This is a genomic window from Frigoribacterium sp. 9N, from assembly GCF_902506305.1.
In the GTDB taxonomy this organism is placed as follows: Bacteria; Actinomycetota; Actinomycetes; order Actinomycetales; family Microbacteriaceae; genus Frigoribacterium.
This window is the reverse complement of record NZ_LR733392.1, coordinates 1,373,406-1,396,311: the sequence shown is the minus strand read 5'-3', so window position 1 is coordinate 1,396,311 and position 22,906 is coordinate 1,373,406. Positions and strand designations below refer to the sequence as shown.

Below are 22,906 nucleotides of genomic sequence, written 5' to 3'. Positions count from 1 at the left end.
CCGCAGTCATCCTCGGGGGTGAGGCGGCGACACCCGGCGCGTCGATACGGTGACGTCTGACACGCGTCAAGCCCAAGATCATCGCGGCCCTCACCGAGGCGGCGGAGAACGGCACGCGTGACACGCATGCCTTCAGCCAGGTCGTGCGGCGCACGGTCGGTCGCTGGGTGAACACGCAGCACCGTCGTCGTACCCCGGGCGCGAGGCCGGCACTCTGATGGTCCTCGAGGAGGGCATCGCGGGCCCGCAGTCATCCTCGGGGGTGAGGCGGCGACACCCGGCGCGTCGATACGGTGACGTCTGACACGTCAGTACATCGACCGGGGGTAGCCGTGCGCATCGCCAAAGTCTGGGTCTTCCCGATCCTGCGCATCCTGATCTTCGTCGCCATCGCGGCGGCACTCGTCAAGCTCGCGTTCTTCGCGGCGCCGGCCGTCGGCGACGACACCGTCGCCGTGCCGACCGGCGAGCTCGTCGAACCACAGGTCGCCGTGGCCGTCGGCACCATCACGAACGACGTGGTGGTGGACGCGAGCGTCGTCGCCGACCCCGCGACTCCCGTGCCCGCGACGCTGGCGGGCACGGTCACCGGCGTCGACGTCGTCAAGGGACAGGCGGTCGCTGCGGGGGACCGACTCGCGACGCTCCGGTCCGAGACGCCGCAGGAGCCCCTGGTGGCCGCCGACGGCACCGTGACCGAGCGCAAGCCGATCGTCAAGACGGCCGTCATCACGGCGCCCGTGGCCGGGACGATCTCGGCCGTCGCGGTGATCAAGGACCAGACGGTCGTCGTGGGTGACGCGGTCGCGCAGGTCGCGCCTCCCACCTTCCACGTGACGGGGTCGCTCGCCGCGGACCAGCTGTACCGTCTCGTCAGCCGCCCGACCGAGGGTTCCGTCGCGATCACCGGGGGACCGGCACCGTTCCCGTGCACGGCGCTCACCGTCGGGGGGAGCACCTCGTCGTCCACCGGGCCGGACGACGGCGGCGACGCCGGGGCGCCGACGGGGGACTCGTCGGGCCAGAGCGTCTCCTGCGTCGTGCCGGGCGACGTCACCGTGTTCAGCGGACTCGCCGCCAGGCTGACCATCCCTGCCGGTGTCGCCACCGACGTCCTGACCGTGCCCCTCACGGCCGTGGAGGGCGCGGCGGGCAAGGGCGTCGTCTCGGTCGTCGGAGCGGACGGTTCCACCGAGGAGCGCGACATCACGCTCGGCATCAACGACGGCACGATCGTCGAGGTCACGGGTGGCCTCGCCGAGGGCGACCAGGTGCTCGAGTTCGTCCCGGGTGCCGCCGCCGCACCACAGGGCGACTGCGACGACCCGGCCACGGGCGCGGACCTCTGCGGCTGATGGCGCTGATCAGGCTGGAGGCGGTCACCAAGACGGTGCCCCTCTCCGACGACCGGACGCTGGACATCCTCACGGGCGTCGACCTCGAGGTCGACGCCGGCGAGCACGTGAGCATCGTGGGTCGTTCGGGGTCGGGCAAGTCCACGCTGCTCAACATCCTCGGGCTCATCGACGAGCCCACCACGGGGACGCACTGGTTCGACGACGTCGACGTACGCTCGATCCGGCGCGGTCGGCGCGACCGGCTGAGGGGTGCCCAGGTCGGGTTCATCTTCCAGCAGTTCAACCTGCTCCAGGGGCGCTCGGCCCTCGAGAACGTCATGACCCCCCTGCTCTACTCGTCGGGTTCCGAGTTCTGGCGTCGCCGGTCCATCGCGGGCGAGATGCTCGAGCGCGTGGGTCTCGGTCACCGGGCCGACTCCATGCCCCATCGCCTGTCGGGTGGCGAACAACAGCGCGTCGCGATCGCCCGGTCGCTCGTGCGGCGGCCGCGCGTCATCCTCGCCGACGAACCCACCGGTGCCCTCGACGTCGAGACGGGCGCCGGGGTGATGACGCTGCTCGACGGCATCGCGACCGAGAACGAGGCCGCCCTGGTCACCATCACCCACGACCTGGCCGTCGCCGCCCGGGCCTCGAGGCACTATCAGCTCGACACCGGTGTCCTCTCGGCGTCGGTCGACGGAGCTCTCGGAACACCGACGCCTACGTCGTCGTCTGCCGCGTCGACGTCGTCCTTGCGTGACGAGGTCGACGCGTGAAGCGTGTGGTGGCCGACGTGGTGGGGGCTTTCGCCGAGGCCTGGGCCGAACTGCGCGTCAACAAGCTCCGCGTGCTGCTCAGCCTGATCGGGGTCGCAGTCGCCGTCGCGGCCCTGACCGGCGTGGTCGCCCTCGGCGGGCTCGCCGAGCAGTCCTCCCGCGAGAACGCGGAGCGGTTCGGTGGCCGTCCCGCGAACTACTACGTCAACGCCTACTCCAACGGTGCCACGTCGCCGAGCACCGAGGCGATCGCGGACGCCTTCGCCACGACGACGGCACGCTACGGGATCGAGCAGACCAGCCGCGTCGTGTACGGCAATCGAGCCGTCCAGCTGCCGGACGGGGTGACCGAGGTCGGGGCCGTCACGGTCGACGTCCCCTACGGCGAGATGCACCGGGTCGTCATGACGGAGGGGTCGTGGTTCACCGACGGGGACGCGTCACGTCTCGCGCCGCCCGTCATCGTCAACGAGGTGCTCTGGCGGCAGCTCGGCTCCCCACCGTTGTCGTCGCATCCGACCCTGCTGGTCCGAGGGGCGGACTCGGCGACGCTCGTCGTCACCGGAGTCTCGGCCGCGACCGAGTACGACGGTCCGCAGATGTACCTTCTGCCGATCACCGACCACGACCTCGCGCTGGCGAGCTACGGCGCCGAGACCCCGCAGTACGAGATGTGGCTGCCGCCCGAGACCAGCGATGCCCTGAGCGCTCAGGTGGCGTCCGACATGGGGGCCAGCCTCGGCGACGACGTGCAGGTCGACGTGTCGCGACAGGACTACGCCGCAGGCGGCGACGCCGACCCCTTCGGTCCCATCAAGCTGATCATCACCGGGGTCGGTGTGCTGGTGTTGTTGCTGGGCGGTCTCGGCCTCGTCAACATCGCGCTCGTGACCGTCCGTCAGCGCATCCGCGAGATCGGCGTGCGCCGGTCCTTCGGGGCCACGGCTCCTCGGGTCTTCTTCTCGGTCATGCTCGAGAGCGTCGTCGGCACGGTCGTCGCGGGAGCCGTCGGCGTGATGGTGGCCGTCCTGGTCGTCGAGAACCCGACGGTCCAGGGCTTCATCGCGCAGGGCGCCGTCAGCGATCTCCCGCCGTTCCCGGTCGAGGCGGCCCTGATCGGTCTGGCGTCGGCCACGGCGATCGGAGCGGTGGCCGGTCTCCTGCCTGCTCTCGTGGCGATCCGCGTCAAGGTGATCGACGCCATCCGCTACTGACACACACCGGAGCACCTCCGGCCGCTGTCGGTGCCGAGAGGTACCTTGGAGCCCATGGCCACGCCCACCAAGTCGACCGCGCGCGCTCGCTCGTCGTCGCGAGCGTCGCAGACCTCCGGCGTCACGAAGGCGACCAAGAAGCTGCCCGCGTCCCGTCAGCCCGACCCGGTCCCGGACGGCCCAGGGCCGTTCGTGACGGCGTGGATGGGGCTCGCGCACCTGACCGGGGGCGCGTTCCGGCTCCTGGGCAAAGAGTCCCTGGCGAAGGACGAGCGGCGAGACGGCGTGCCGTTCCTACTCGTGCTGCTCGCGATCGCCGGGGCCGTCGTCGAGTGGCTCAACCCGACCAGCCCCCTCGCGGTCGGCTTCGACGCCTACACCTTCGGCGGGCTCGTGGGGCGGGTGGCCTACGCCCTGCCGGTCATCATGATCCTCTTCGCGGGCTGGCTCTTCCGGCACCCGGCGTCCGTCCACGACAACACCCGCATCGGCATCGGACTGGGCCTGTCCATCGTCTCGATCAGCGCTCTGTGCCACATCTTCGGAGGGCAACCCGAGGCCGCCGCCGGGCTCCGGGCCCTCGCCACCGGTGGCGGCGTGCTGGGTTGGGTCGTGGCGTCCTGGCTCGTCGCTCTCGCCACCGAGTGGGTCGCGGTCCCTCTCGTCGTGATCCTCCTGGCGTTCTCGCTGCTCATCATCACCAAGACGCCGCCGAACCGCATCCACCGCCGTCTGGGCGAGCTCTACTCCTACCTCTTCGGCGAGACGACCTCGGCTCCGGACGGGGCCGACGCCGATCCCGACCTCGTCGACCTGGCCGAGTCCGAGTCGTTGCCCTGGTGGCGGCGGAACAAGGACCAGCGCGAGGACGACCCCGCATACGACACCCCACTCGTGAAGGCGGACGAGTCGTCCGCCACCGAGACGTCCGGACGACGTCGACGGAAGAAGCCCGTCTTCGAGCCGAGCGTGGACGACGCGGGCAACGCCGCCGCGGCGGGTGCGGCAGGCTCCGCCGCGCCGACGACGGCTCCGACCGACGTCTTCTCCGCCGACCTCCTCGGCGACCTCGATCGGGCAGAGGACGCCGTCCGTGCCCAGGGGTTCGACGTCCCGTCCGTTCAGCCCACCGCGTCGACCACGGTGCTCCCGGTCGTCCCGGCCGAGCCCGTCGGCGAGAGCGACGCAGCGGCCGACTTCCTGGCGGTCGACCCCGACGAGGCGGCACCGCCCTCTCTCGACGAGGTCGACGACGGTGCCGAGAGCGCCCCGTATCGCCTCCCCGCCGCCTCGAGCCTGTCGGTCGGCGAGCCCGCGAAGGCCCGCAGCGAGGCGAACGACGCGATCGTGGCCGCCATCAGCCAGGTGCTCGACCAGTTCAACGTCGACGCCAAGGTGACCGGCCTCAAGCGCGGTCCGACCGTCACGCGGTACGAGATCGAACTCGGTCCCGGCGTCAAGGTCGAGCGGGTCACCGCCCTGACCAAGAACCTCGCCTACGCGGTGGCCTCCAACGAGGTCCGCATCCTGTCGCCGATCCCCGGCAAGAGTGCGATCGGCGTCGAGATCCCCAACACCGACAAAGAGATCGTCGCGCTCGGCGACGTCCTGCGGTCCTCAGCGGCGAGCAAGAGCGTCCACCCGCTCACGATCGGCGTCGGCAAGGACGTCGAGGGCGGCTACGTCGTGGCCAACCTGGCCAAGATGCCGCACCTGCTCGTGGCCGGCGCCACCGGGTCGGGTAAGTCCAGCTTCATCAACTCGATGATCACCTCGTTGTTGATGCGCGCCAAGCCGACCGACGTCCGCATGGTGCTGATCGACCCCAAGCGGGTCGAGCTCTCGATCTACGCCGGCGTGCCGCACCTGATCACGCCCATCATCACGAACCCCAAGAAGGCCGCCGAGGCCTTGCAATGGGTCGTCAAAGAGATGGACATGAGGTACGACGACCTCGCCAGCTTCGGCTTCCGGCACATCGACGACTTCAACCGCGCCGTCGTCGGTGGCGAGATCGTCCTCCCCGTCGGCAGTCAGCGCAAGCTCAAGCCGTACCCCTACCTCCTCGTGGTCGTCGACGAGTTGGCCGACCTCATGATGGTGGCTCCGCGCGACGTCGAGGACAGCATCGTCCGCATCACCCAGCTGGCCCGTGCGTCCGGAATCCACCTCGTTCTCGCGACGCAACGCCCCTCGGTCGACGTCGTGACCGGACTCATCAAGGCGAACGTCCCCTCGCGCTTCGCGTTCGCCGTCTCGAGCGTCACCGACTCGCGGGTGATCCTCGACCAGCCCGGGGCCGACAAGCTCATCGGTCAGGGCGACGGGCTGTTCCTCCCCATGGGTGCTTCCAAGGCCATGCGCGTCCAGGGCGCCTGGGTGCAAGAGAACGAGATCGCCCAGGTCGTGGCCCACGTCACCCGCCAGGCGCGACCCGACTACCGCCCCGACGTCGCCGCGGTGGTCGAGAAGCGCGAGATCGACGGTGACATCGGCGACGACCTCGAGTTGCTTCTCGCGGCTGCCGAGCTCGTGGTCAGCACGCAGTTCGGTTCGACGTCGATGCTCCAGCGCAAGCTGCGCGTCGGGTTCGCCAAGGCCGGCCGCCTGATGGACCTCATGGAGTCGCGAGACATCGTCGGTCCGTCCGAAGGGTCGAAGGCTCGCGACGTGCTCGTCACCACCGAGCAGCTCCCGGGCGTGCTCGCGAAGCTGCGCGGGGGCGACGCGGCCTCCGACGCCGGCGCCGGCCGCGCCTCTTCCGGGTCCTCTTCCGCCGCGCGCGCCGACGCCGGTGACTACGACGGCGATCCGGTCGAGGCCATGACCCGTGGGTACGCCGAGGACGACGACGCCGGCAGCGAAGACGCCTGGCACCTGACCGGCAGGGAGTAGACCATGAGCCACGACGACGCCTCCCGCCCGACGGCACCACGCTCGGCCTTCTCGTTCCGAGGGCGGGTGGCCTCGAGAGGGCCCGGGCCCGCCAGCACCGGCAACATCGCGAACGTGATCACCGTCGTGCGCATACTCATGGCGCCGCTGTTCATCGCCTGGTTGCTGATCGACGACGGGGCCGACGGCTCACTCCGCGTCTGGGCCGCTGCCCTGTTCGTCGTCGCGATCCTCACCGACAGCCTCGACGGCATGCTGGCCCGTGGCCTCGACCTCGTGACCGACTTCGGCAAGATCGTCGATCCGATCGCCGACAAGGTGTTGATCGGTGGCGCACTCGTCTCGCTCACCATCCTCGGTGAGCTGCCGTGGTGGGTCACCGCCCTCATCCTCGTCCGCGAGGTCGGCATCACCGTCTACCGCTTCGCCGTCTTGCGTGACCGGGTGATCCCGGCCTCCCGGGGCGGCAAGGTCAAGACCGTGCTGCAAGCCGTCGCGGTGACGCTGGCGCTCTTCCCCCTCTGGAACGTCGTCGGAGAAGGCATGCACTGGGTCAACGGCGTGCTCATGACGGCGGCCACGATCGCCACCCTCGTCTCCGGGGCGGACTACCTGCGCGTGGCGATGAAGCACGGACGAACCTCCGCATGACCGTGGCTGCCGACCTCGTGGCCGAGTTGACGAGCAGGGGGCTCACGGTCGCCGTCGCCGAGTCCCTCACCGGCGGTGCCCTGGTCGCCGAACTCGTGTCCGTGCCCGGGGCCTCGGCCGTCGTCCTGGGTGGGGTGGTCGCTTACCAGACAGAGCTCAAGCACACGCTCCTCGGGGTCGATCCAGGACTGCTCGCGCGACACGGACCCGTGCATCCCGACGTCGCCGCGTCCATGGCCGTCGGGGTGCGGGATCGGTTGGCCGCAGGCGGTCACCCGGCCGACATCGGTCTCGCGACCACCGGCGTCGCCGGTCCCGACCCCCAGGGCGGTCACGCACCCGGAACGGTCTTCGTCGGTCTGGCGGTGCCCGGTGACGTCCGCGTCGCCGAGCTCTCGCTCGTGGGCGACCGGCAGGCCATCCGAAACGCCACCGTCTCCGAATCCCTCGCAGCACTCGATCGATGGCTGGTCGAGACGAGGGAATAGCCGGCGTTTCGGTCTCGTTACATCTCTCGAGTTCACAACAGGTGCACAGTCCCCGATGGCTACAGTCGTGGTCAGTCGGTCCGAGCACCACCCGCCGTCCCCCATCTGCAACCATCCCGGCAGATGGGTCGTCCCCGAAGGAGGGTCCCATGGTCCTGGTACGTCAAGAAATCGGCGACGTCCTTCGCGACTTCCGTCTGCAGAAGGGTCGCACGCTCCGTCAGGTCGCGAGCAAGGCCAGCGTCGCCCTCGGCTACCTCAGCGAGGTCGAGCGGGGTCAGAAAGAAGCGAGTTCCGAGATCCTCGCGTCCGTCGCGGACGCCCTCGAGACGCCCATCTCGGTCATCATGCGCGAGGTCGGTGACCGCATGGCCGTCATCGAGGGGCTAAACCCGATCCCCGACACGCTTCCGGACGACCTCGTCGCCGAGTTCGACTCCGACCTCGCGGTCCGCTGACCGTCCTTCGTCGCCACGAACGCCCCCGGCTCCCGCCGGGGGCGTTCGTCGTCCGGGGTACCCTCGTCTGATGCGCAAGAGCGAGTTCGCCCGGGCCGTCGAGGACGAGTTCGGAGAAGCCTACGGTCGGGTGGTCACCCGGGATCTCGTGATCCAGTCGCTCGGTGACAGGACCGCCGACCAGGCGATCGCGCAGGGCGAGTCACCCCGCGACGTGTGGCTCGCCCTCTGCGACGCCGAGGGCGTCCCCGTGGGCCGTCGCCACGGTGTGGGGTTGCCCGAACCGACGGACTGAGGCGCAGTCCGGTCGGGCGTGTGTTCGACACGCCGGGGCCGATGGGTCGAACACCTGTTCGGACGGATGGTAGCGTCCTCCACAGGGACGTGGACGAGCGAGTTCTGCACGTCGGGCCCCCACCGCCACTGCGATGTCGGAGGTGGCCCGTAGCGTTTCTCGCATCGACGTCCCGCGTCACCGGCACATGCCGGCGACACCAGCCTTGTCGTAGCGACGACGACCTTGCACCACCGGTCGGCGTCGACGCGACAGCCTACAGGCGCACGGACGACCACCACGAAGGAGAACGACATGCCCTCAGTTGAAAACCGCGAGAAAGCACTCGAGACGGCTCTCGCCCAGATCGACCGCCAGTTCGGCAAGGGCGCCGTCATGCGCCTCGGCAGCGACGAGCGTGCTCCCGTGGCGGTGATCCCCACCGGCTCGATCGCCCTCGACGTCGCTCTCGGCATCGGTGGCATCCCTCGTGGCCGCATCGTCGAGATCTACGGTCCCGAGTCGTCCGGTAAGACGACCCTGACCCTGCACGCCATCGCGAATGCCCAACGCAACGGCGGCATCGCTGCGTTCATCGACGCCGAGCACGCTCTCGACCCCGAGTACGCCAAGAAGCTCGGCGTCGACATCGACGCGCTGCTGGTCTCGCAGCCCGACACGGGTGAGCAGGCTCTCGAGATCGCCGACATGCTCGTCCGTTCGGGGTCGATCGACCTCGTCGTCATCGACTCGGTGGCCGCGCTCGTGCCGCGTGCCGAGATCGAGGGCGAGATGGGCGACTCGCACGTCGGTCTGCAGGCTCGACTCATGTCCCAGGCATTGCGCAAGTTGACCGGTGGGCTCAGCCAGACCGGCACCACGATGATCTTCATCAACCAGCTGCGCGAGAAGATCGGTGTCTTCTTCGGCAGCCCCGAGACGACGGCCGGCGGAAAGGCGCTCAAGTTCTACGCGTCCGTGCGTCTCGACATCCGCCGCATCGAGACGTTGAAGGACGGTACCGACGCGGTCGGCAACCGCACCCGCGTCAAGGTCGTCAAGAACAAGATGGCTCCGCCCTTCAAGCAGGCCGAGTTCGACATCCTCTACGGTGTGGGCATTTCGCGCGAGGGCAGCCTCATCGACTTCGGTGTCGAGCACGGCATCGTCCGCAAGTCGGGCGCCTGGTACACGTACGAAGGCGACCAGCTCGGTCAGGGCAAAGAGAACTCGCGCAACTTCCTCATCAAGAACGCCGCCATCGCTCAAGAGATCGAGCAGAAGATCCTCGCCAAGCTCGGAGTCGGCGGTGCCAAGCCCGTCGAAGCGCCCGTCGAGTCGATCGAGGCCAAGATCGCCGCTCGCAAGGGCGCATGACCACGCGCGACGACGACGCCACAGGGGCGGGTCCCGCTGTCGACGGCGTCGACAGCGGGCGGCTCGCGCCGGTCACGCCCCTCTTCGGTGTTGCGACCGGATCGTCGACGTCCGGCGCGAGGGTCGCTCCAGCGGCTTCGGACGCTCCGTCTCACGATTCCGAAGCCGTCCTGACGGCCATCAGCGCCCACTGGGTCGGCGACGCGTCCCCGCTGGCCTCGGAGGCCGACCACCCGTCCGCGCGAGGTTCTCGGGCGGGCGCGGCCGGTCGGCCCAAGGCCACCGGGTTCGACGATCAGCCCGACGACGGGCCGGAGGACCTCGAAGCGCAGAAGCGACGGGCGGAGAACGTCAGTCTGCACGCCCTCTCGCGCCGTGGTGTGTCCTCTCACGAGATGGAGAAGCTGCTTCTCTCGCGTGACCTCGACGAATCGGTCGTCGCCGACGAGATCGCTCGGCTCGAGCGGGTGGGCCTGCTCGACGACAGCGAACTGGCCGCGACCCTGGTCCGGTCGAAGCAAGAGCGCAAGGGGCTGGGCCGCGGGGCCGTCACGTCCGAACTCCGCGCCCGTGGAATCGATCCGTCGATCATCGACGAGGCGCTGTCCGACACGGACGACGACGAAGAGCAAGAACGTGCCGACGAATGGGCTCGCAAACGGGCCGGTTCGTTGCGCGGGCTCGACCGCGAGACGGCGGAGCGTCGTCTCAACGGATACCTGATGCGCCGCGGGTACCGCTCCGAGGTCGTGCGTCGTGCCATCGAGAAGGCCCTGCCTCGGGGTGGCAGCGGTCGGGGCGGCGTCCGCTTCGAGTGATCGGCTCGGGGGTGGCGGCGATCTACACTGAGTCACCATGACGACGGTCGCCACCACCAGCATCCCCTCGCCCGTCGACGGCCCGGCCCGCACGTACGAGGTCCGAACCTTCGGGTGCCAGATGAACGTGCACGATTCGGAGCGGTTGAGTGGTTCACTCGAGGCGGCTGGCTACGTGGCCGCCGACGGAGCCGAGGCCGACATCGTCGTCATCAACACCTGCGCAGTACGCGAGAACGCCGACAAGAAGCTCTACGGGACCCTGGGGACCCTCGCCGGCCTGAAGAAGAAGCACGAAGGCATGCAGATCGCCGTCGGCGGGTGCCTGGCCCAGAAAGACAAGGACGTCATCCTCGACAGGGCGCCGTGGGTCGACGTCGTCTTCGGTACGCACAACATGGGTGCCCTGCCCACGCTGCTCGAACGCGCGCGGCACAACGACGAGGCCCAGCTCGAGATCCTCGAAGCGCTCGACGTCTTCCCTTCGACCTTGCCGACCAAGCGCGAGTCCACGCACAGCGGCTGGGTCTCGATCTCGGTCGGCTGCAACAACACCTGCACCTTCTGCATCGTCCCTTCGCTCCGAGGCAAGGAGAAGGACCGCCGCCCCGGCGACATCCTCGCCGAGGTCGGGGCGCTCGTCGACGACGGGGCCGTCGAGGTGACGCTGCTCGGGCAGAACGTGAACTCGTACGGTGTCGAGTTCGGCGATCGACTCGCCTTCGGCAAGTTGCTGCGGGCCGTCGGCGCGATCCCCGGGCTCGAGCGGGTGCGCTTCACCAGCCCGCACCCGGCGTCCTTCACCGACGACGTCATCGCCGCCATGGCCGAGACGCCCGCTGTGATGCCCCAGTTGCACATGCCCCTGCAATCGGGGTCCGACCGGGTGTTGCGGGCCATGCGACGCAGCTACCGCAGCGAGAAGTTCCTCGGCATCATCGATCGTGTGCGCGCGGCCATGCCCGACGCCGCGATCAGCACCGACATCATCGTCGGGTTCCCCGGCGAGACCGAGGACGACTTCGCCGAGACCCTCCGGGTCGTCGAGCGATCCCGGTTCGCCTCGGCGTTCACGTTCCAGTACTCGGTGCGCCCCGGGACACCCGCGGGCGAGATGGCCGACCAGATTCCCAAGGCCGTCGTCCAAGAACGGTTCGAGCGGTTGACGGCCGTTCAGGACCGCATCTCGGCCGAAGAGAACCGTCGCCAGGTCGGGCGTCCCGTCGAGGTCCTCGTGGCCACCGGCGAGGGGCGGAAGGACGCCTCCACCCACCGTCTCTCGGGTCGCGCCGAAGACAGCCGTCTCGTCCACTTCGAGGTGCCGACGGGTGCTGCCGTTCCGCGACCCGGCGACGTCGTCAGCGTGAGGATCACCGACGCCGCGCCGTTCTACCTGCTCGCCGATGCGGTCGAGGGGCCCGAATCCCTCTACGAGGTCCGTCGCACGCGGGCGGGCGATGCCTGGGACGCCGCGCAGGCCGCCTCGTGCGGGGTGCCGTCCGGGGGTGACGCGACCCGCGCCTCCTCGGCTCGGCCGGCGAGGGTGAGCCTCGGTCTGCCCACGCTGCGGGTGGCGACGACGCCGATCTACAGCACGACCGACGACGTCCGCTGACGTGCTGGTCGCGATCGTCGGGGCGACCGGCACGGGGAAGTCCGCCTTCTCGCTGGACCTCGCCGAGGCACTGTCGGCCCGGGGCGAGACGGTCGAGATCGTCAACGCGGACGCCATGCAGCTCTACCGGGGCATGGACGTCGGCACGGCCAAACTGCCGGTCGCCGAACGGCGAGGCTTCGCGCATCATCTCCTCGACGTCCTCGACGTCACCGACGAGGCGAGCGTCGAGTGGTATCAACGCGAAGCCAGGGACCTCATCGACGGCATCGTCGCGCGCGGGGCGGTGCCGGTCCTCGTCGGTGGGTCCGGGCTCTACGTCTCGAGCGTGTTGTTCGACTTCCGGTTCCCCGGCACCGACCCTGCGATCCGGAGTCGCTACGAAGCGATCGCCGACGAGCGGGGAGCAGGGGCGCTGTACGACTTGTTGAGAGAGCGTGATCCGGCGTCCGCCACGTCGATCGGGCCCTCCAACGCCCGACGTCTCGTCCGGGCGCTCGAGGTCGGGGACCTCACCGGACGTCCCCTCTCGGGAACGCTGCCCGAGAAGTCGTCACCGTGGCGGCCGTCGAGCGTCTTCGGTGTGGCCGAGGAGCGCCCCGTGCTCGTCGAACGTCTCGACCGACGCGTCGACCAGATGTGGCGAGACGGCCTCGTCGACGAGGTACGGGGTCTGCTTCCCCTCGGGCTCGAGCGAGGGGTCACGGCGAGCCGGGCGATCGGTTACGCGCAGGCCGTCGCCCAGATCCGGGGTGAGCTCGGCGAGGGGGACGCCATCGATGCCACGGCGGCCCTCACCCGTCGCTACGCCCGCCGCCAGGCGAGCTGGTTCCGCCGGTACGACGACGTCGAGTGGTCCCGCTCGGGCGACGCCCAGGCGGTCGACCGGACCGTGGCTAGAATCCTGGGGTGACCACCACGCTGCAGTTCACCAAGGGGCACGGCACGGGCAACGACTTCGTCTTGTTCACCGATCCCGATGCGGGCACCGACCTGAGCCCTGCCATGATCCGGGCCCTGGCGGACCGGAGGTTCGGGGTGGGCGGGGACGGGGTCATCCGTGCGGTCCGCACGGCGGCGTTGTCCACCGAGGCGGGCCTGCTCGAGACCGAGCCCCGCGCCGAGTGGTTCATGGACTACCACAACGCCGACGGCAGCCCGGCCGAGATGTGCGGCAACGGCATCCGTGTCTTCGCGCGCTACCTCCTCGAGCGGGGGCTGGTCCAGCTGGGCGAGGACGACGTGCTCGTCGTCGGCACGCGCGCCGGCGCGCGTGAGGTGCGTCGTGACGGCACGGGCTTCCGCGTCGACCTGGGGCCGTGGAGGCTCGGCGACGACGATCCGGTCGTGCGGGCGCGCGAGCTGCACGCGGCGCGTCCCGGCCTGCCGATCTCGGTGGGCAACCCCCACGTGGTGGTGGCACTCGCCGGCGACGACGAACTGGACGGTCTCGACCTGACCTACGTGCCGATCGTCGACCCGGCCCCGGCCGACGGGGCGAACGTCGAGTTCGTGGTCCCGGCCGACCCGCTCGTGGTCGACGGGCTGGGTCGCATCCGCATGCGTGTCCACGAGCGGGGCAGCGGCGAGACCCTGTCGTGCGGCACCGGTGCGGCAGCGGCCGCCCTGGCGACGCGGTACTGGGCAGGAGCCTCGGCACCCGAGGCCTGGTTGGTCGAGGTCCCCGGCGGCGTCGTGGGCGTGTCGGTGAGTCATCACGCCGATGGTGAGCACGTCTCGCTCAGTGGGCCGGCCGAACTGGTCTTCACCGGCGCGCTCGAGCTCTGAGCCGCGCCGGGGGCGGCGTCCAGATCTCGGCGAGAAGTCCGATCAGTCGGCGTCGGTGAGTCGCTCGGCGCGCAGTATCCGGTATCCCTTGCTGGTGGAGGCGCGGGTCACGTCCACGACGCCGGTCATGGTCTCGTTCATCCAGCGCTGTAGGGAGTCGGCCCCCAGGTTCTTCTGCACGACCAGCCACGCGTCCGACCCCGCGTCGAGGCGGGGGAGCCACCGTTCGAGTAGGGAGTGCAGCTCGGCCTTGCCGACCCGGATCGGCGGATTCGACCAGATCGTCGCGAAGCGCAGATCGTCGGGAACACCGTCGGGGGTCACGGCGTTGACGTTCTCGAGGCCGACCGACCGCGCGTTCTCGCGCACGAGGTCGAGCACTCTCTCGTTCACGTCGACGGCCCAGACCGTCGCGTCGGGTGACGACAACGCGAGGCTCAGTGTGATGGGGCCCCACCCGCACCCGACGTCCAACAGATGGCCCGCCCTCGGCGGCGTCGGCGTGCCCCCCAGCAGGACCGAGGTGCCCGGGTCGACGCGGCCGGGGCTGAAGACGCCGGCAGCCGTGGTCAGGGTTAGCTCCCGGCCCGCGAGGACGACCTCGATCGTCCGGGGCTTGGCCGCGCTGCCGGGCTGGGGGGAGAAGTAGTGCTCGCTGGCCATGGTCGCCAACCTACCGAACATCGGGCAGGGCCTCGCTCCCTGCTCTCCGCACACCGAAAGGGTTAGTATCACCCCGATGACAGACCACACCACGACCCCGCTCGATCCGGAGCGGAACGACCAGCCCGACGACGTCGTCGCGCGCGTGCTCGATCGTGCGGCACAGAGGGCATCCGGCTACACCGTCTTCTCGCCGGCTCAGGCCATCCAGACCCGCTCGTTGCACCACGACGGCGACTCCGACGGCGATCAGTCCGAGCGCGACGACCGCCAGGCCCTCCGCCGCGTGGCGGGCCTGTCGACCGAACTGCAGGACGTCACCGAGGTCGAGTACCGTCAGTTGCGCCTCGAGAACGTCGTCCTGATCGGCGTCTACTCGCAGGGGTCGATGGCGGATGCCGAGAACTCCCTCCGCGAGCTCGCTGCCCTGGCCGAGACGGCGGGGGCGGTCGTGCTCGACGGACTGCTGCAGCGACGGCCGAACCCGGACCCGAGCACCTACCTGGGCAAGGGCAAGGCCGAAGAACTGCGCGGAACGGTCGCGGCCCTCGGCGCCGACACCGTCATCGCCGACACCGAGCTGGCCCCCAGCCAGCGGCGGGCCCTCGAGGACGTGGTCAAGGTCAAGGTGATCGACCGCACGGCCGTCATCCTCGACATCTTCAGCCAGCACGCCAAGAGCCGTGAGGGCAAGGCGCAGGTCGAACTGGCCCAACTCGAGTACCTCCTGCCCCGTCTCCGCGGTTGGGGCGAGTCGATGTCCCGCCAGGCCGGTGGACAAGTCGGAGGCGCGGGTGCCGGAATGGGCAGCCGCGGCCCCGGTGAGACCAAGATCGAGCTCGACCGGCGCCGCATCCACACCCGCATGGCCCGGCTCCGCAAGCAGATCAAAGAGATGAAGCCTGCCCGCGACGCCAAGCGAGCCAACCGTGACCGCAACGAGGTGCCCACCGTCGCCATCGCCGGGTACACGAACGCCGGGAAGTCCAGCCTCCTGAACCGGTTGACGAGCGCGGGCGTCCTCGTCGAGAACGCGCTGTTCGCGACCCTGGACGCGACGGTCCGCAAGAGCGTGACGGCCGACGGTCGTCCCTTCACGTACGCCGACACCGTCGGATTCGTCCGGAACCTCCCTCACCAGCTGGTCGAGGCATTCCGATCGACGCTCGAGGAGGTCGAGGCGTCCGACGTCATCGTGCACGTCGTCGACGGGTCGCACCCCGACCCCGCCGCCCAGCTCGCCACCGTCCGAGACGTCATCGCCGAGGTCGACGGTCGCGACATCGCCGAGATCGTCGTCTACAACAAGAGCGACCTCGTCGACGACGACCAGCGTCTCGTCCTGCTCGGACTCGAGCCGACGGCGGTCTTCGTCTCGGCACGGACGGGTGAGGGCATCGACGAGCTGCTGGCCCGCATCGCAGCCGTCCTGCCCGAACCCGAGATCGAGCTCGACCTGTTGGTGCCGTACGACCGCGGCGACGTCGTCTCCCACCTCCACGACTCGGGCCGCATCGTCAGCACGGACTACGAAGAAGAGGGCACCCGGGTCCACGCCCGTGTCTACCCGAGTGACGTCGCCGGGCTCACGCCCTACGTGGCTCCCGTGGGCGTGGGGCGCTGACTCCGAGCCCCACGTCCTCGAACGACGAAGCGCCGACCACCTGTGGTGGTCGGCGCTTCGTCGTGCGCGGGGCGGGTCGCGACCGCCGAGAGACGATCAGACGGAGCGCAACACGGCGACGACCTTGCCGACGATCTGCGCATGGTCGCCGACGATGGGTTCGAACGCGCTGTTCCGGGGAAGCAGCCAGGTGTGGCCGTCTCTCTGGCGGAACACCTTGACGGTCGCTTCGTCGTCGAGCATGGCCGCGACGATGTCGCCGTTCTCGGCGTCCTGCTGCTGCCTCACGACGACCCAGTCCCCGTCGCAGATCGCCGCGTCGATCATCGAGTCGCCGACCACCCGCAACATGAACAGTTCGCCCTTGCCGACGAGTTGACGCGGCAGCGGCATCACGTCCTCGATCTGCTGCTCGGCCGTGATGGGGATGCCGGCGGCGATCCGTCCGACCATGGGGACGTGAGCCGTGTCGCCGTCGTCACTCGTCGTGAAGACGGTGGCCGGGGCCGCCGCCGGCGCCGTCGCGTCCACGAGGACCTCGAGGGCTCGGGGTCGGTTCGGGTCGCGGCGGATCTTGCCGGCGAGTTCGAGCTGGTTCAGCTGGTGCGTGACGCTCGACAGGGACTTGAGACCGACGGCGTCGCCGATCTCGCGCATGCTCGGGGGATACCCGCGGTGTCCGATGCTCTCGGTGATCGCGGCGAGGATCGACGCCTGCTTCGCCGTCAACTCCTTGCGGGGGAGGACACCCGGATCGAGCGGACGGGGGGCGTCGGTGGCCGCCTGCGGGGTGCGCTTCGGGTCGCTCATGGGTCTCCTGCCGTCGATGTCGGTGGTCCCTGTTTGACTCTTACCACCGATCGAAACCGTATCCGATCGGGCGGTGTCGACAAAACACATGTTCGAGTGTGTCGCGTTATCGCCTCCCGATCCACAGCGATTCCGTCCGGTGATACCTGTCGCGGGGGTTGAAAGCCTCGGCAATCGAATGTATGTTCGGAACACGTCTTCGTGCCCGGCATTCCCGGCCGAGTGCCGGGCACGAACTCGTCCCCTGTCTTCCACGGTGAAAGGACCACCTCATGAGCGTCACCTCAGCATCAGCAGTTGTGTCCCCCGTCGACTCGACCCGAGTCGTGCGCACGCGTCTGCGCATCACCCGGCGGGGCCGCGCGGTCGTCGCCGCGCTCGTCGCGGTCCCGCTCGTCGTCGTGGCGGGTGCGCTCGTCCTCAACGGTGGCGGCGCCGTCGCGTCCGACACGACGGGTCGCGCGGACTTCCAGCACGTGACCGTCGACGGTGGCGAGACGCTCTGGCAGGTCGCGTCCGAGATCGACCCCGACGCCGATCCTCGCGACGTCATCGCCGACCTCGTCTCGCTCAACAACCTGCCGAGCGCCGAGGTCTCCGCCGGGCAGAGCCTCGCCGTCCCCGCTCAGTACACTCGCTGAACTGCCGCCGCCGACGAGGTGGGTAGTCCGGCCCACTGACATCGTGTTCGTTCGGTGGCGACCGACCCGACACACCGTCGGCCCGCCCGTACGATGGTGGGGTGTCCTTCAGTCTCGACGACCTGCCCATCCGTGACGACCTCCGGGGGCTGACGCCCTACGGCGCTCCCCAGAAGAAGGTCCCGGTCGCTCTCAACGTCAACGAGAACACGCATCCCATCCCCGAGGACGTCGCTCGCGACATCGTCGAGTCGGTGGCCCGGGCGGTCCTCGACGTCAACAGGTACCCCGATCGTGAGTTCACGACGCTGCGCGACTCGCTGGCGGCTTACCTCGGTCACGACCTGACCCGCGACAACATCTGGGCGGCGAACGGCTCCAACGAGGTCATCCAGCAGCTCCTCCAGGCCTTCGGAGGCCCGGGCCGATCCGTCCTGGGGTTCCCCCCCACGTATTCGATGCACTCGATCATCGCCACGGGCACCGGCAGCCGGTGGATCGAGGGTCGTCGTGACGAGGGGTTCCGCATCTCGCCCGAGACCGCGGTCTCCGAGATCGAGCGCACCCGTCCCGACATCGTCTTCTTCTGCGGACCGAACAACCCCACGGGCACCCCTCTCGATCTCGCCACGATCGAGGCTGCCTACGACGCGACGGACGGCATCGTCTTCGTCGACGAGGCCTATGCCGAGTTCATGCCGGCCGACCAGCCGACGGCACTGACCCTCCTGGCCGGCCGCGAACGACTGGTCGTGTCCCGCACGATGAGCAAGGCGTTCGCGTTCGCCGGTGCCCGGGTCGGCTACCTGGCCGCGCACCCGGCCGTGGCCGACGCGCTGCGTCTCGTGCGCCTCCCGTACCACCTCTCGTCCCTGACGCAGGCGGCGGCCGTCGCAGCGCTCTCGCACGCGAGCGAGATGCTCGCCATGGTCGACGACATCAAGGCCCAGCGTGATCGCATCGTGCACGAGCTGACCGAGCTCGGGTACGAGCCATGGCCCACCTGGTCGAACTTCGTCCTCTTCGGCGGGGTCGACGACCCGACCGACGTCTTCGAGCGCCTGCTCGAGCGGGGCGTCATCGTCCGCAACCTGGGCATCCCGAACCACCTGAGGGTCAGCGCGGGCACCGAGGCCGAGACCACCGCGTTCCTCGAGGCGCTCCGCGACATTAGGCTCTCTTCGTGACCGAGACGACCCGCGCCGCCCGTACCGCTTCCCTCTCGCGCGAGACGAGCGAGTCCAGCATCGCCCTCGCCCTCGACCTCGACGGTTCGGGCCGATCGACGATCGACTCGTCGGTGCCGTTCTTCGACCACCTCCTGACGGCGTTGTCGAAGCACTCCCTGATCGACCTCGAGGTCACCGCGAAGGGCGACACGCACATCGACGTCCACCACACCGTCGAAGACATCGGCATCACGTTCGGCACCGCGCTGAAGCAGGCGCTCGGCGACAAGTCGGGCATCTCGCGCTACGGTGACGCGCTCGTCCCGCTCGACGAGGCCCTCGTGCAGGCGGTCGTCGACGTGTCGGGGCGTCCGTACCTCGTCCACACGGGCGAGCCGGAAGGGTTCGAGTACCACCTCATCGGCGGGCACTTCACCGGCTCGATGGTCCGCCACGTCTTCGAGGCGATCACCTTCCACGCCGGCATCACCGTGCACGTCCGCGTGCTGGGCGGGCGTGATCCGCACCACATCGCCGAGGCCGAGTTCAAGGCGTTCGCCCGGGCGCTCCGCCAGGCGGTCCAGCCCGACCCGCGCGTCAGTGGCATCCCGTCGACGAAGGGCGCCCTGTGAGCGGCGCGCGTCCCTCCGTCGTCGTCCTCGACTACGGCAGCGGCAACGTCCACTCGGCCGTCAAGGCGCTCGAGTTGGCGGGTGCCGACGTCGAGCTGACGTCCGATCGCGCCCGGGTGCAGGCGGCCGACGGCCTCTTCGTCCCCGGCGTCGGTGCGTTCGCAGCCGTCATGAGCCAGCTCGAGTCCGTCCGCGGTGGCGAGCTGATCGACCGACGGTTGGCCGGCGGGCGTCCGGTCATGGGCATCTGCGTCGGCATGCAGGTCTTCTTCGAGGGCGGCGTCGAACGCGGCAACAGCACCGGTGGCCTCGGGGCGTGGCCTGGGGTGGTCGACGAACTGAAGGCCGACGTCCTGCCGCACATGGGCTGGAACACCGTCGACGTTCCCGAGGGCAGCGTGCTCTTCGACGGGGTGGCCGACGAGCGGTTCTACTTCGTCCACTCGTTCGCCGCACAAGAGTGGTCCCTCGACGTGATCCGACCCTTCACCGAACCGCACGTCACGTGGGCCGACCACGGCGGCCGCTTCGTCGCCGCCGTCGAGAACGGCCCGCTCTGGGCGACGCAGTTCCACCCCGAGAAGTCGGGCCGGCCGGGCATCCGGCTGCTCTCGAACTGGCTCGGCACCCTCTGACCCCGGCGCGACCGACCCGATCGCGCCTCCTGACCCTGCGGTGCCCGGCGCCGTGAGAGAGACGACATGAGCGAGTTCTGCACCACCCCCGCCCTGACCCTGTTCCCCGCCGTCGACGTGGCGGGCGGTCAGGCCGTGCGCCTGACCCAGGGTGAGGCCGGCAGCGAGACGAACTACGGCGACCCGGTCTCGGCAGCCGACGACTGGGCGAGCCAGGGCGCCGAATGGCTGCACCTGGTCGACCTCGACGCCGCCTTCGGGCGCGGAGACAACCGCGCCGTCATCAAGAGGGTCATCAAGCAGGTCAAGGGCGTCAACGTCGAGCTCAGCGGTGGCATCCGCGACGACAAGTCCCTCGAGGACGCGTTGAGCACCGGCGTGAAGCGCATCAACCTCGGTACCGCGGCCCTCGAGAACCCCGAATGGGCCGCCCACGTCATCGCCGAGTACGGCGAGGCGGTGGCCGTCGGGCTCGACGTCCGGGGCACCACGCTGGCGGCGCGGGGTTGGACCGAAGAGGGCGGCGATCTCTGGACCGTCCTCGCGCGGCTCGAAGAGGCCGGCTGTGCGCGCTACGTCGTGACCGACGTGACGAAGGACGGCACGCTCCAGGGTCCCAACGTCGACCTGTTGCGTCAGGTGATGGAGCACACCGATCGTCCGGTGATCGCCTCGGGGGGCATCTCGAGCCTCGACGACCTCGTGGCTCTGCGTGAGCTCGTGCCGCAGGGGCTCGAGGGCGCCATCGTCGGCAAGGCGCTCTACTCGGGAGCCTTCACCCTCGGCGCAGCCCTCGACGTCGCGTCGAACTGATGACGACCGCGCCGGGCGGACCGGGGCACGCACACGACGATCCCGGTCCCGGCGGAGACAGCGCCGGGCGTCCGTGGGCCGGGCGAACCTTCGACCATCACGACACGGCGCACGCCGGAGACGACGGGTCCGCCGACCCGGACCTGCTCGACGCCCTCCTCGGGTTCCGCGAGGGGCGGCTCGGAGAGAGCGACGTCGTCGACGCCCTCCGTCCGGCGCGCCTGCTCGTGCCTCTGGTCGCCGTGGCGGGGGACGAAGGTCTCGACGACCACGGTCGCCGCGTCGACAAGACGCAGGAGCTCTCCATCGTCACGGTCTCCGGTCCGGACGGCCGGGACGTGTTGCCGGCATTCACCTCGGTAGAGACCTTGACGCGGTGGCGTCCCGCTGCCCGACCGGTGCCGGTGGAGGCTCGGCGCGTGGCCCTCGCGGCCGCCTCGGAGTCGACCGACCGCATCGTGGTCGACCCCGGATCGATCACCGAGTTCGGTCTGCGTCGTCCGGCCGTCTGGGCCGTCGCGCAAGACCTCCCGTGGGTGCCGAGCCACCACGACGAAGAGGTCCTGCGCGCGTTCCTCGACGCGTCACGTGACGAGGAGGCGCTGGTCAGCCTGGTCGTCGCGCCCGGCTATCGAGACGCCCGGCTCGGTGCCCCCGAGATCGTCGTCCAGCTGGGCGTGGCGCCGGGTCTGGACCGGGACGCCCTGCACGCGCTGCTGCAGCGACTGCAGGCGGCCTGGGCCGCCGATCCGGTGATCGCCGACCGGGTCGACAGCATGTCGGTGAAGGTCGTCCCGGGCTGAGGACGAGCCGTCCGTCAGGGTGCGGGAGCCGGACGCGCGGTTCGGGGGACGCGCCGTTCAGTTGACGGGGCCGGTGTACTTCTCGCCGGGGCCCTGGCCGATCGCGTCGGGGATGGCCGACGCTTCACGGAAGGCGAGTTGCAGCGATCGCAGGCCGTCGCGGAGCGCCCGGGCGTGCTGGTCGCCGATCTCGGGTGCGCTGGCGGTCACGAGTCCGGCGAGGGAGGTGATGAGCTTGCGGGCCTCGTCGAGGTCGGTCTGTCGCTGCGGATCGTCGGCCAGGCCGACCTTCACCGCGGCGGCGCTCATCAGGTGGACGCAGACGGTGTTGATGACCTCGACCGCGTTGACGTCGGCGATGTCACGGGCGGCGTCGTCACCGAAGTGCAGATCGTCCTCGAACCGCGCCGTCGCGGGGGAGGTGTCGGACGACGTGGCCGGTGCCGGATCGCCGAAGCGGGCGTCGGGAATGGGTGCGTCGTCGGGGGAGTGGCTCACGAACTGATCCTCTGCTAAACTCGTCCAGGCTCGGAGCGTCTGCTCCGTGCGAAAGTGGAGATTCTCCCACCCGCGCTTGACCGTTAGACAAGGTTACCGGGTTGTTGGCACCCCGTTCGATCAGCACCACCGTTCCACGTCGTTCCTCGTCAGAGGCCTCGGGTGGACGGCGACCGAGCAGCCAGGGTGCGGTGTGATGCGTCGTCAGACGGTGCTCGCACGAAACTCCTCTTTCTCTGGTGAGGCCGTCCGGCCCCGCCAGATGCAGAAATGACGACAGAGGAGTTCCGCATCAGCGATCCCCGTACGAACGACCGTATCCGCGTCCCCGAGGTCCGCCTCGTCGGGCCCGCAGGTGAGCAGATCGGCGTCGTTCCCATCGCCATGGCCCTGCGTCTCGCCGCAGAGGCCGAGCTCGACCTGGTCGAGGTGGCCCCCAACTCGAAGCCTCCCGTGGCCAAGATCATGGATCACGGAAAGTTCAAGTACGAGGCTGCGCAGAAGGCGAAAGAAGCCCGTCGCAACCAGGCGAACACGATCCTCAAAGAGGTCCGTTTCCGCCTGAAGATCGACAAGCACGACTACGAGACGAAGCGCAAGCGCGCCGAGGGCTTCCTCCAGGGCGGCGACAAGGTCAAGGCCATGATCCTGTTCCGTGGTCGCGAGCAGTCGCGTCCCGACCAGGGTGTCCGCCTGCTCCAGCGCTTCGCCGAAGACGTCTCCGAGTGGGGCAGCGTCGAGTCGACGCCCACCATCGACGGCCGCAACATGGTGATGGTCATCGGCCCGCACAAGAACAAGTCCGAGGCCAAGGCCGAGGCAGAAGCTCGCAAGGCGGCCAACAAGCCGCCGAAGCACCCGACGTCCGACGAGGTCCCGGCCGATGCACCGGCCGAGCGACCGACAGAAGAAAGTAAGTAAGAC

24 protein-coding genes are annotated in these 22,906 nt (G+C 69.6%); 21 read left to right on the top strand and 3 right to left on the bottom strand.

Annotated features, from left to right (window positions below; translation table 11 throughout):
• The first annotated feature begins 332 nt into the window (after nucleotides 1–332).
• The 13 genes from ARTHRO9V_RS09585 to dapF all read left to right on the top strand — a co-directional run bounded on the left by ARTHRO9V_RS09585 (nucleotide 333) and on the right by dapF (nucleotide 13,694).
• Complete coding sequence (locus ARTHRO9V_RS09585; RefSeq protein ID WP_159826824.1) at nucleotides 333–1,355, top strand: hypothetical protein; 1,023 nt, start codon at nucleotides 333–335, stop codon at nucleotides 1,353–1,355.
• Entirely contained in the window at nucleotides 1,355–2,116 is a 762-nt protein-coding gene (locus ARTHRO9V_RS09580) for an ABC transporter ATP-binding protein (RefSeq protein WP_159826822.1), read from the top strand. The genes ARTHRO9V_RS09585 and ARTHRO9V_RS09580 overlap by 1 nt, the downstream gene beginning before the upstream one ends.
• Complete coding sequence (locus tag ARTHRO9V_RS09575; RefSeq protein WP_236557004.1) at nucleotides 2,113–3,330, top strand: ABC transporter permease; 1,218 nt, start codon at nucleotides 2,113–2,115, stop codon at nucleotides 3,328–3,330. Before ARTHRO9V_RS09580 ends, ARTHRO9V_RS09575 begins: the two co-directional genes overlap by 4 nt.
• Before the next feature lie 54 nt (nucleotides 3,331–3,384).
• The gene (locus ARTHRO9V_RS09570; RefSeq protein WP_159826820.1) at nucleotides 3,385–6,225 is read left to right on the top strand and encodes a DNA translocase FtsK; all 2,841 of its coding nucleotides are present in this window, start codon (nucleotides 3,385–3,387) and stop codon (nucleotides 6,223–6,225) included.
• Between the two features lie 3 nt (nucleotides 6,226–6,228).
• Entirely contained in the window at nucleotides 6,229–6,876 is a 648-nt protein-coding gene (pgsA, locus tag ARTHRO9V_RS09565) for a CDP-diacylglycerol--glycerol-3-phosphate 3-phosphatidyltransferase (RefSeq protein WP_159826818.1), read from the top strand.
• On the top strand, nucleotides 6,873–7,364 hold the full coding sequence (locus ARTHRO9V_RS09560; RefSeq protein ID WP_159826816.1) for a CinA family protein: 492 nt from the start codon (nucleotides 6,873–6,875) through the stop codon (nucleotides 7,362–7,364). The genes pgsA and ARTHRO9V_RS09560 overlap by 4 nt, the downstream gene beginning before the upstream one ends.
• Nucleotides 7,365–7,513: 149 nt before the next feature.
• The gene (locus tag ARTHRO9V_RS09555; protein ID WP_043596680.1) at nucleotides 7,514–7,822 is read left to right on the top strand and encodes a helix-turn-helix domain-containing protein; all 309 of its coding nucleotides are present in this window, start codon (nucleotides 7,514–7,516) and stop codon (nucleotides 7,820–7,822) included.
• A 70-nt stretch (nucleotides 7,823–7,892) separates the two neighbouring features.
• Complete coding sequence (locus tag ARTHRO9V_RS09550) at nucleotides 7,893–8,117, top strand: DUF3046 domain-containing protein (RefSeq protein ID WP_159826807.1); 225 nt, start codon at nucleotides 7,893–7,895, stop codon at nucleotides 8,115–8,117.
• A 294-nt stretch (nucleotides 8,118–8,411) separates the two neighbouring features.
• Nucleotides 8,412–9,473 (top strand): recombinase RecA, encoded by a 1,062-nt coding sequence (gene recA, locus ARTHRO9V_RS09545; RefSeq protein WP_056048091.1) that lies wholly within the window; start codon nucleotides 8,412–8,414, stop codon nucleotides 9,471–9,473.
• 395 nt (nucleotides 9,474–9,868) lie between these two features.
• On the top strand, nucleotides 9,869–10,291 hold the full coding sequence (locus ARTHRO9V_RS09540; RefSeq protein WP_159826806.1) for a regulatory protein RecX: 423 nt from the start codon (nucleotides 9,869–9,871) through the stop codon (nucleotides 10,289–10,291).
• Between the two features lie 37 nt (nucleotides 10,292–10,328).
• Nucleotides 10,329–11,906: a tRNA (N6-isopentenyl adenosine(37)-C2)-methylthiotransferase MiaB gene (gene miaB / locus ARTHRO9V_RS09535; protein ID WP_159826805.1), complete on the top strand. Its 1,578-nt coding sequence runs from the start codon at nucleotides 10,329–10,331 to the stop codon at nucleotides 11,904–11,906.
• A gap of 1 nt (nucleotide 11,907) precedes the next feature.
• Nucleotides 11,908–12,819 (top strand): tRNA (adenosine(37)-N6)-dimethylallyltransferase MiaA, encoded by a 912-nt coding sequence (miaA, locus tag ARTHRO9V_RS09530; RefSeq protein WP_159826804.1) that lies wholly within the window; start codon nucleotides 11,908–11,910, stop codon nucleotides 12,817–12,819.
• The gene (dapF, locus tag ARTHRO9V_RS09525) at nucleotides 12,816–13,694 is read left to right on the top strand and encodes a diaminopimelate epimerase (RefSeq protein ID WP_056048080.1); all 879 of its coding nucleotides are present in this window, start codon (nucleotides 12,816–12,818) and stop codon (nucleotides 13,692–13,694) included. Before miaA ends, dapF begins: the two co-directional genes overlap by 4 nt.
• A 42-nt stretch (nucleotides 13,695–13,736) precedes the next feature.
• Here dapF and ARTHRO9V_RS09520 read toward each other — a convergent pair whose 3' ends face one another.
• Nucleotides 13,737–14,357, bottom strand: a complete 621-nt coding sequence (locus tag ARTHRO9V_RS09520) for a class I SAM-dependent methyltransferase (protein WP_123571781.1) — start codon at nucleotides 14,355–14,357, stop codon at nucleotides 13,737–13,739.
• 76 nt (nucleotides 14,358–14,433) lie between these two features.
• Here ARTHRO9V_RS09520 and hflX point away from each other — a divergent pair, with 76 nt between their 5' ends.
• Nucleotides 14,434–15,981, top strand: a complete 1,548-nt coding sequence (gene hflX / locus ARTHRO9V_RS09515; protein ID WP_123571780.1) for a GTPase HflX — start codon at nucleotides 14,434–14,436, stop codon at nucleotides 15,979–15,981.
• A 96-nt stretch (nucleotides 15,982–16,077) separates the two neighbouring features.
• Here the strand turns inward: hflX and lexA are convergent, their stop codons facing one another.
• On the bottom strand, nucleotides 16,078–16,791 hold the full coding sequence (lexA, locus tag ARTHRO9V_RS09510) for a transcriptional repressor LexA (RefSeq protein WP_159826803.1): 714 nt from the start codon (nucleotides 16,789–16,791) through the stop codon (nucleotides 16,078–16,080).
• A 272-nt stretch (nucleotides 16,792–17,063) separates the two neighbouring features.
• On the opposite strand from lexA, the gene ARTHRO9V_RS09505 reads away from it, so the two are divergent.
• The 6 genes from ARTHRO9V_RS09505 (at nucleotide 17,064) to ARTHRO9V_RS09480 (ending at nucleotide 21,484) form a co-directional block, all read left to right on the top strand.
• A complete protein-coding gene (locus ARTHRO9V_RS09505; protein WP_159826802.1) occupies nucleotides 17,064–17,432 on the top strand; it encodes a hypothetical protein in 369 nt (122 codons plus the stop codon).
• Between the two features lie 101 nt (nucleotides 17,433–17,533).
• Entirely contained in the window at nucleotides 17,534–18,619 is a 1,086-nt protein-coding gene (locus ARTHRO9V_RS09500; protein WP_056048069.1) for a histidinol-phosphate transaminase, read from the top strand.
• Nucleotides 18,616–19,233: an imidazoleglycerol-phosphate dehydratase HisB gene (gene hisB / locus ARTHRO9V_RS09495; RefSeq protein WP_056048065.1), complete on the top strand. Its 618-nt coding sequence runs from the start codon at nucleotides 18,616–18,618 to the stop codon at nucleotides 19,231–19,233. The genes ARTHRO9V_RS09500 and hisB overlap by 4 nt, the downstream gene beginning before the upstream one ends.
• A complete protein-coding gene (gene hisH / locus ARTHRO9V_RS09490; RefSeq protein WP_056048061.1) occupies nucleotides 19,230–19,868 on the top strand; it encodes an imidazole glycerol phosphate synthase subunit HisH in 639 nt (212 codons plus the stop codon). Before hisB ends, hisH begins: the two co-directional genes overlap by 4 nt.
• Before the next feature lie 66 nt (nucleotides 19,869–19,934).
• On the top strand, nucleotides 19,935–20,681 hold the full coding sequence (gene priA, locus ARTHRO9V_RS09485; RefSeq protein WP_043596701.1) for a bifunctional 1-(5-phosphoribosyl)-5-((5-phosphoribosylamino)methylideneamino)imidazole-4-carboxamide isomerase/phosphoribosylanthranilate isomerase PriA: 747 nt from the start codon (nucleotides 19,935–19,937) through the stop codon (nucleotides 20,679–20,681).
• Nucleotides 20,681–21,484 carry an SseB family protein gene (locus ARTHRO9V_RS09480; protein WP_056048055.1) on the top strand — a complete coding sequence of 268 codons (804 nt, stop codon included), beginning with the start codon at nucleotides 20,681–20,683 and terminating at the stop codon, nucleotides 21,482–21,484. The genes priA and ARTHRO9V_RS09480 overlap by 1 nt, the downstream gene beginning before the upstream one ends.
• A gap of 57 nt (nucleotides 21,485–21,541) precedes the next feature.
• Here ARTHRO9V_RS09480 and ARTHRO9V_RS09475 read toward each other — a convergent pair whose 3' ends face one another.
• Nucleotides 21,542–21,874 carry a DUF1844 domain-containing protein gene (locus ARTHRO9V_RS09475; protein WP_043596743.1) on the bottom strand — a complete coding sequence of 111 codons (333 nt, stop codon included), beginning with the start codon at nucleotides 21,872–21,874 and terminating at the stop codon, nucleotides 21,542–21,544.
• A 378-nt stretch (nucleotides 21,875–22,252) separates the two neighbouring features.
• Here ARTHRO9V_RS09475 and infC point away from each other — a divergent pair, with 378 nt between their 5' ends.
• Nucleotides 22,253–22,903, top strand: a complete 651-nt coding sequence (infC, locus tag ARTHRO9V_RS09470; protein WP_082060163.1) for a translation initiation factor IF-3 — start codon at nucleotides 22,253–22,255, stop codon at nucleotides 22,901–22,903.
• Nucleotides 22,904–22,906: the final 3 nt, after the last annotated feature.

What these genes read in the sequence shown, in the direction of transcription:
- ARTHRO9V_RS09580 (WP_159826822.1), top strand. Translation starts at nt 1,355, where the DNA reads ATGGCGCTGATCAGGCTGGAGGCGGTCACCAAGACGGTGCCCCTCTCC.
- ARTHRO9V_RS09570 (WP_159826820.1), top strand. Translation starts at nt 3,385, where the DNA reads ATGGCCACGCCCACCAAGTCGACCGCGCGCGCTCGCTCGTCGTCGCGA.
- pgsA (WP_159826818.1), top strand. Translation starts at nt 6,229, where the DNA reads ATGAGCCACGACGACGCCTCCCGCCCGACGGCACCACGCTCGGCCTTC.
- ARTHRO9V_RS09560 (WP_159826816.1), top strand. Translation starts at nt 6,873, where the DNA reads ATGACCGTGGCTGCCGACCTCGTGGCCGAGTTGACGAGCAGGGGGCTC.
- ARTHRO9V_RS09555 (WP_043596680.1), top strand. Translation starts at nt 7,514, where the DNA reads ATGGTCCTGGTACGTCAAGAAATCGGCGACGTCCTTCGCGACTTCCGT.
- ARTHRO9V_RS09550 (WP_159826807.1), top strand. Translation starts at nt 7,893, where the DNA reads ATGCGCAAGAGCGAGTTCGCCCGGGCCGTCGAGGACGAGTTCGGAGAA.
- recA (WP_056048091.1), top strand. Translation starts at nt 8,412, where the DNA reads ATGCCCTCAGTTGAAAACCGCGAGAAAGCACTCGAGACGGCTCTCGCC.
- ARTHRO9V_RS09540 (WP_159826806.1), top strand. Translation starts at nt 9,869, where the DNA reads ATGGAGAAGCTGCTTCTCTCGCGTGACCTCGACGAATCGGTCGTCGCC.
- miaB (WP_159826805.1), top strand. Translation starts at nt 10,329, where the DNA reads ATGACGACGGTCGCCACCACCAGCATCCCCTCGCCCGTCGACGGCCCG.
- ARTHRO9V_RS09520 (WP_123571781.1), bottom strand. Translation starts at nt 14,357, where the DNA reads ATGGCCAGCGAGCACTACTTCTCCCCCCAGCCCGGCAGCGCGGCCAAG.
- hflX (WP_123571780.1), top strand. Translation starts at nt 14,434, where the DNA reads ATGACAGACCACACCACGACCCCGCTCGATCCGGAGCGGAACGACCAG.
- lexA (WP_159826803.1), bottom strand. Translation starts at nt 16,791, where the DNA reads ATGAGCGACCCGAAGCGCACCCCGCAGGCGGCCACCGACGCCCCCCGT.
- ARTHRO9V_RS09505 (WP_159826802.1), top strand. Translation starts at nt 17,064, where the DNA reads ATGAGCGTCACCTCAGCATCAGCAGTTGTGTCCCCCGTCGACTCGACC.
- priA (WP_043596701.1), top strand. Translation starts at nt 19,935, where the DNA reads ATGAGCGAGTTCTGCACCACCCCCGCCCTGACCCTGTTCCCCGCCGTC.
- ARTHRO9V_RS09480 (WP_056048055.1), top strand. Translation starts at nt 20,681, where the DNA reads ATGACGACCGCGCCGGGCGGACCGGGGCACGCACACGACGATCCCGGT.
- infC (WP_082060163.1), top strand. Translation starts at nt 22,253, where the DNA reads ATGACGACAGAGGAGTTCCGCATCAGCGATCCCCGTACGAACGACCGT.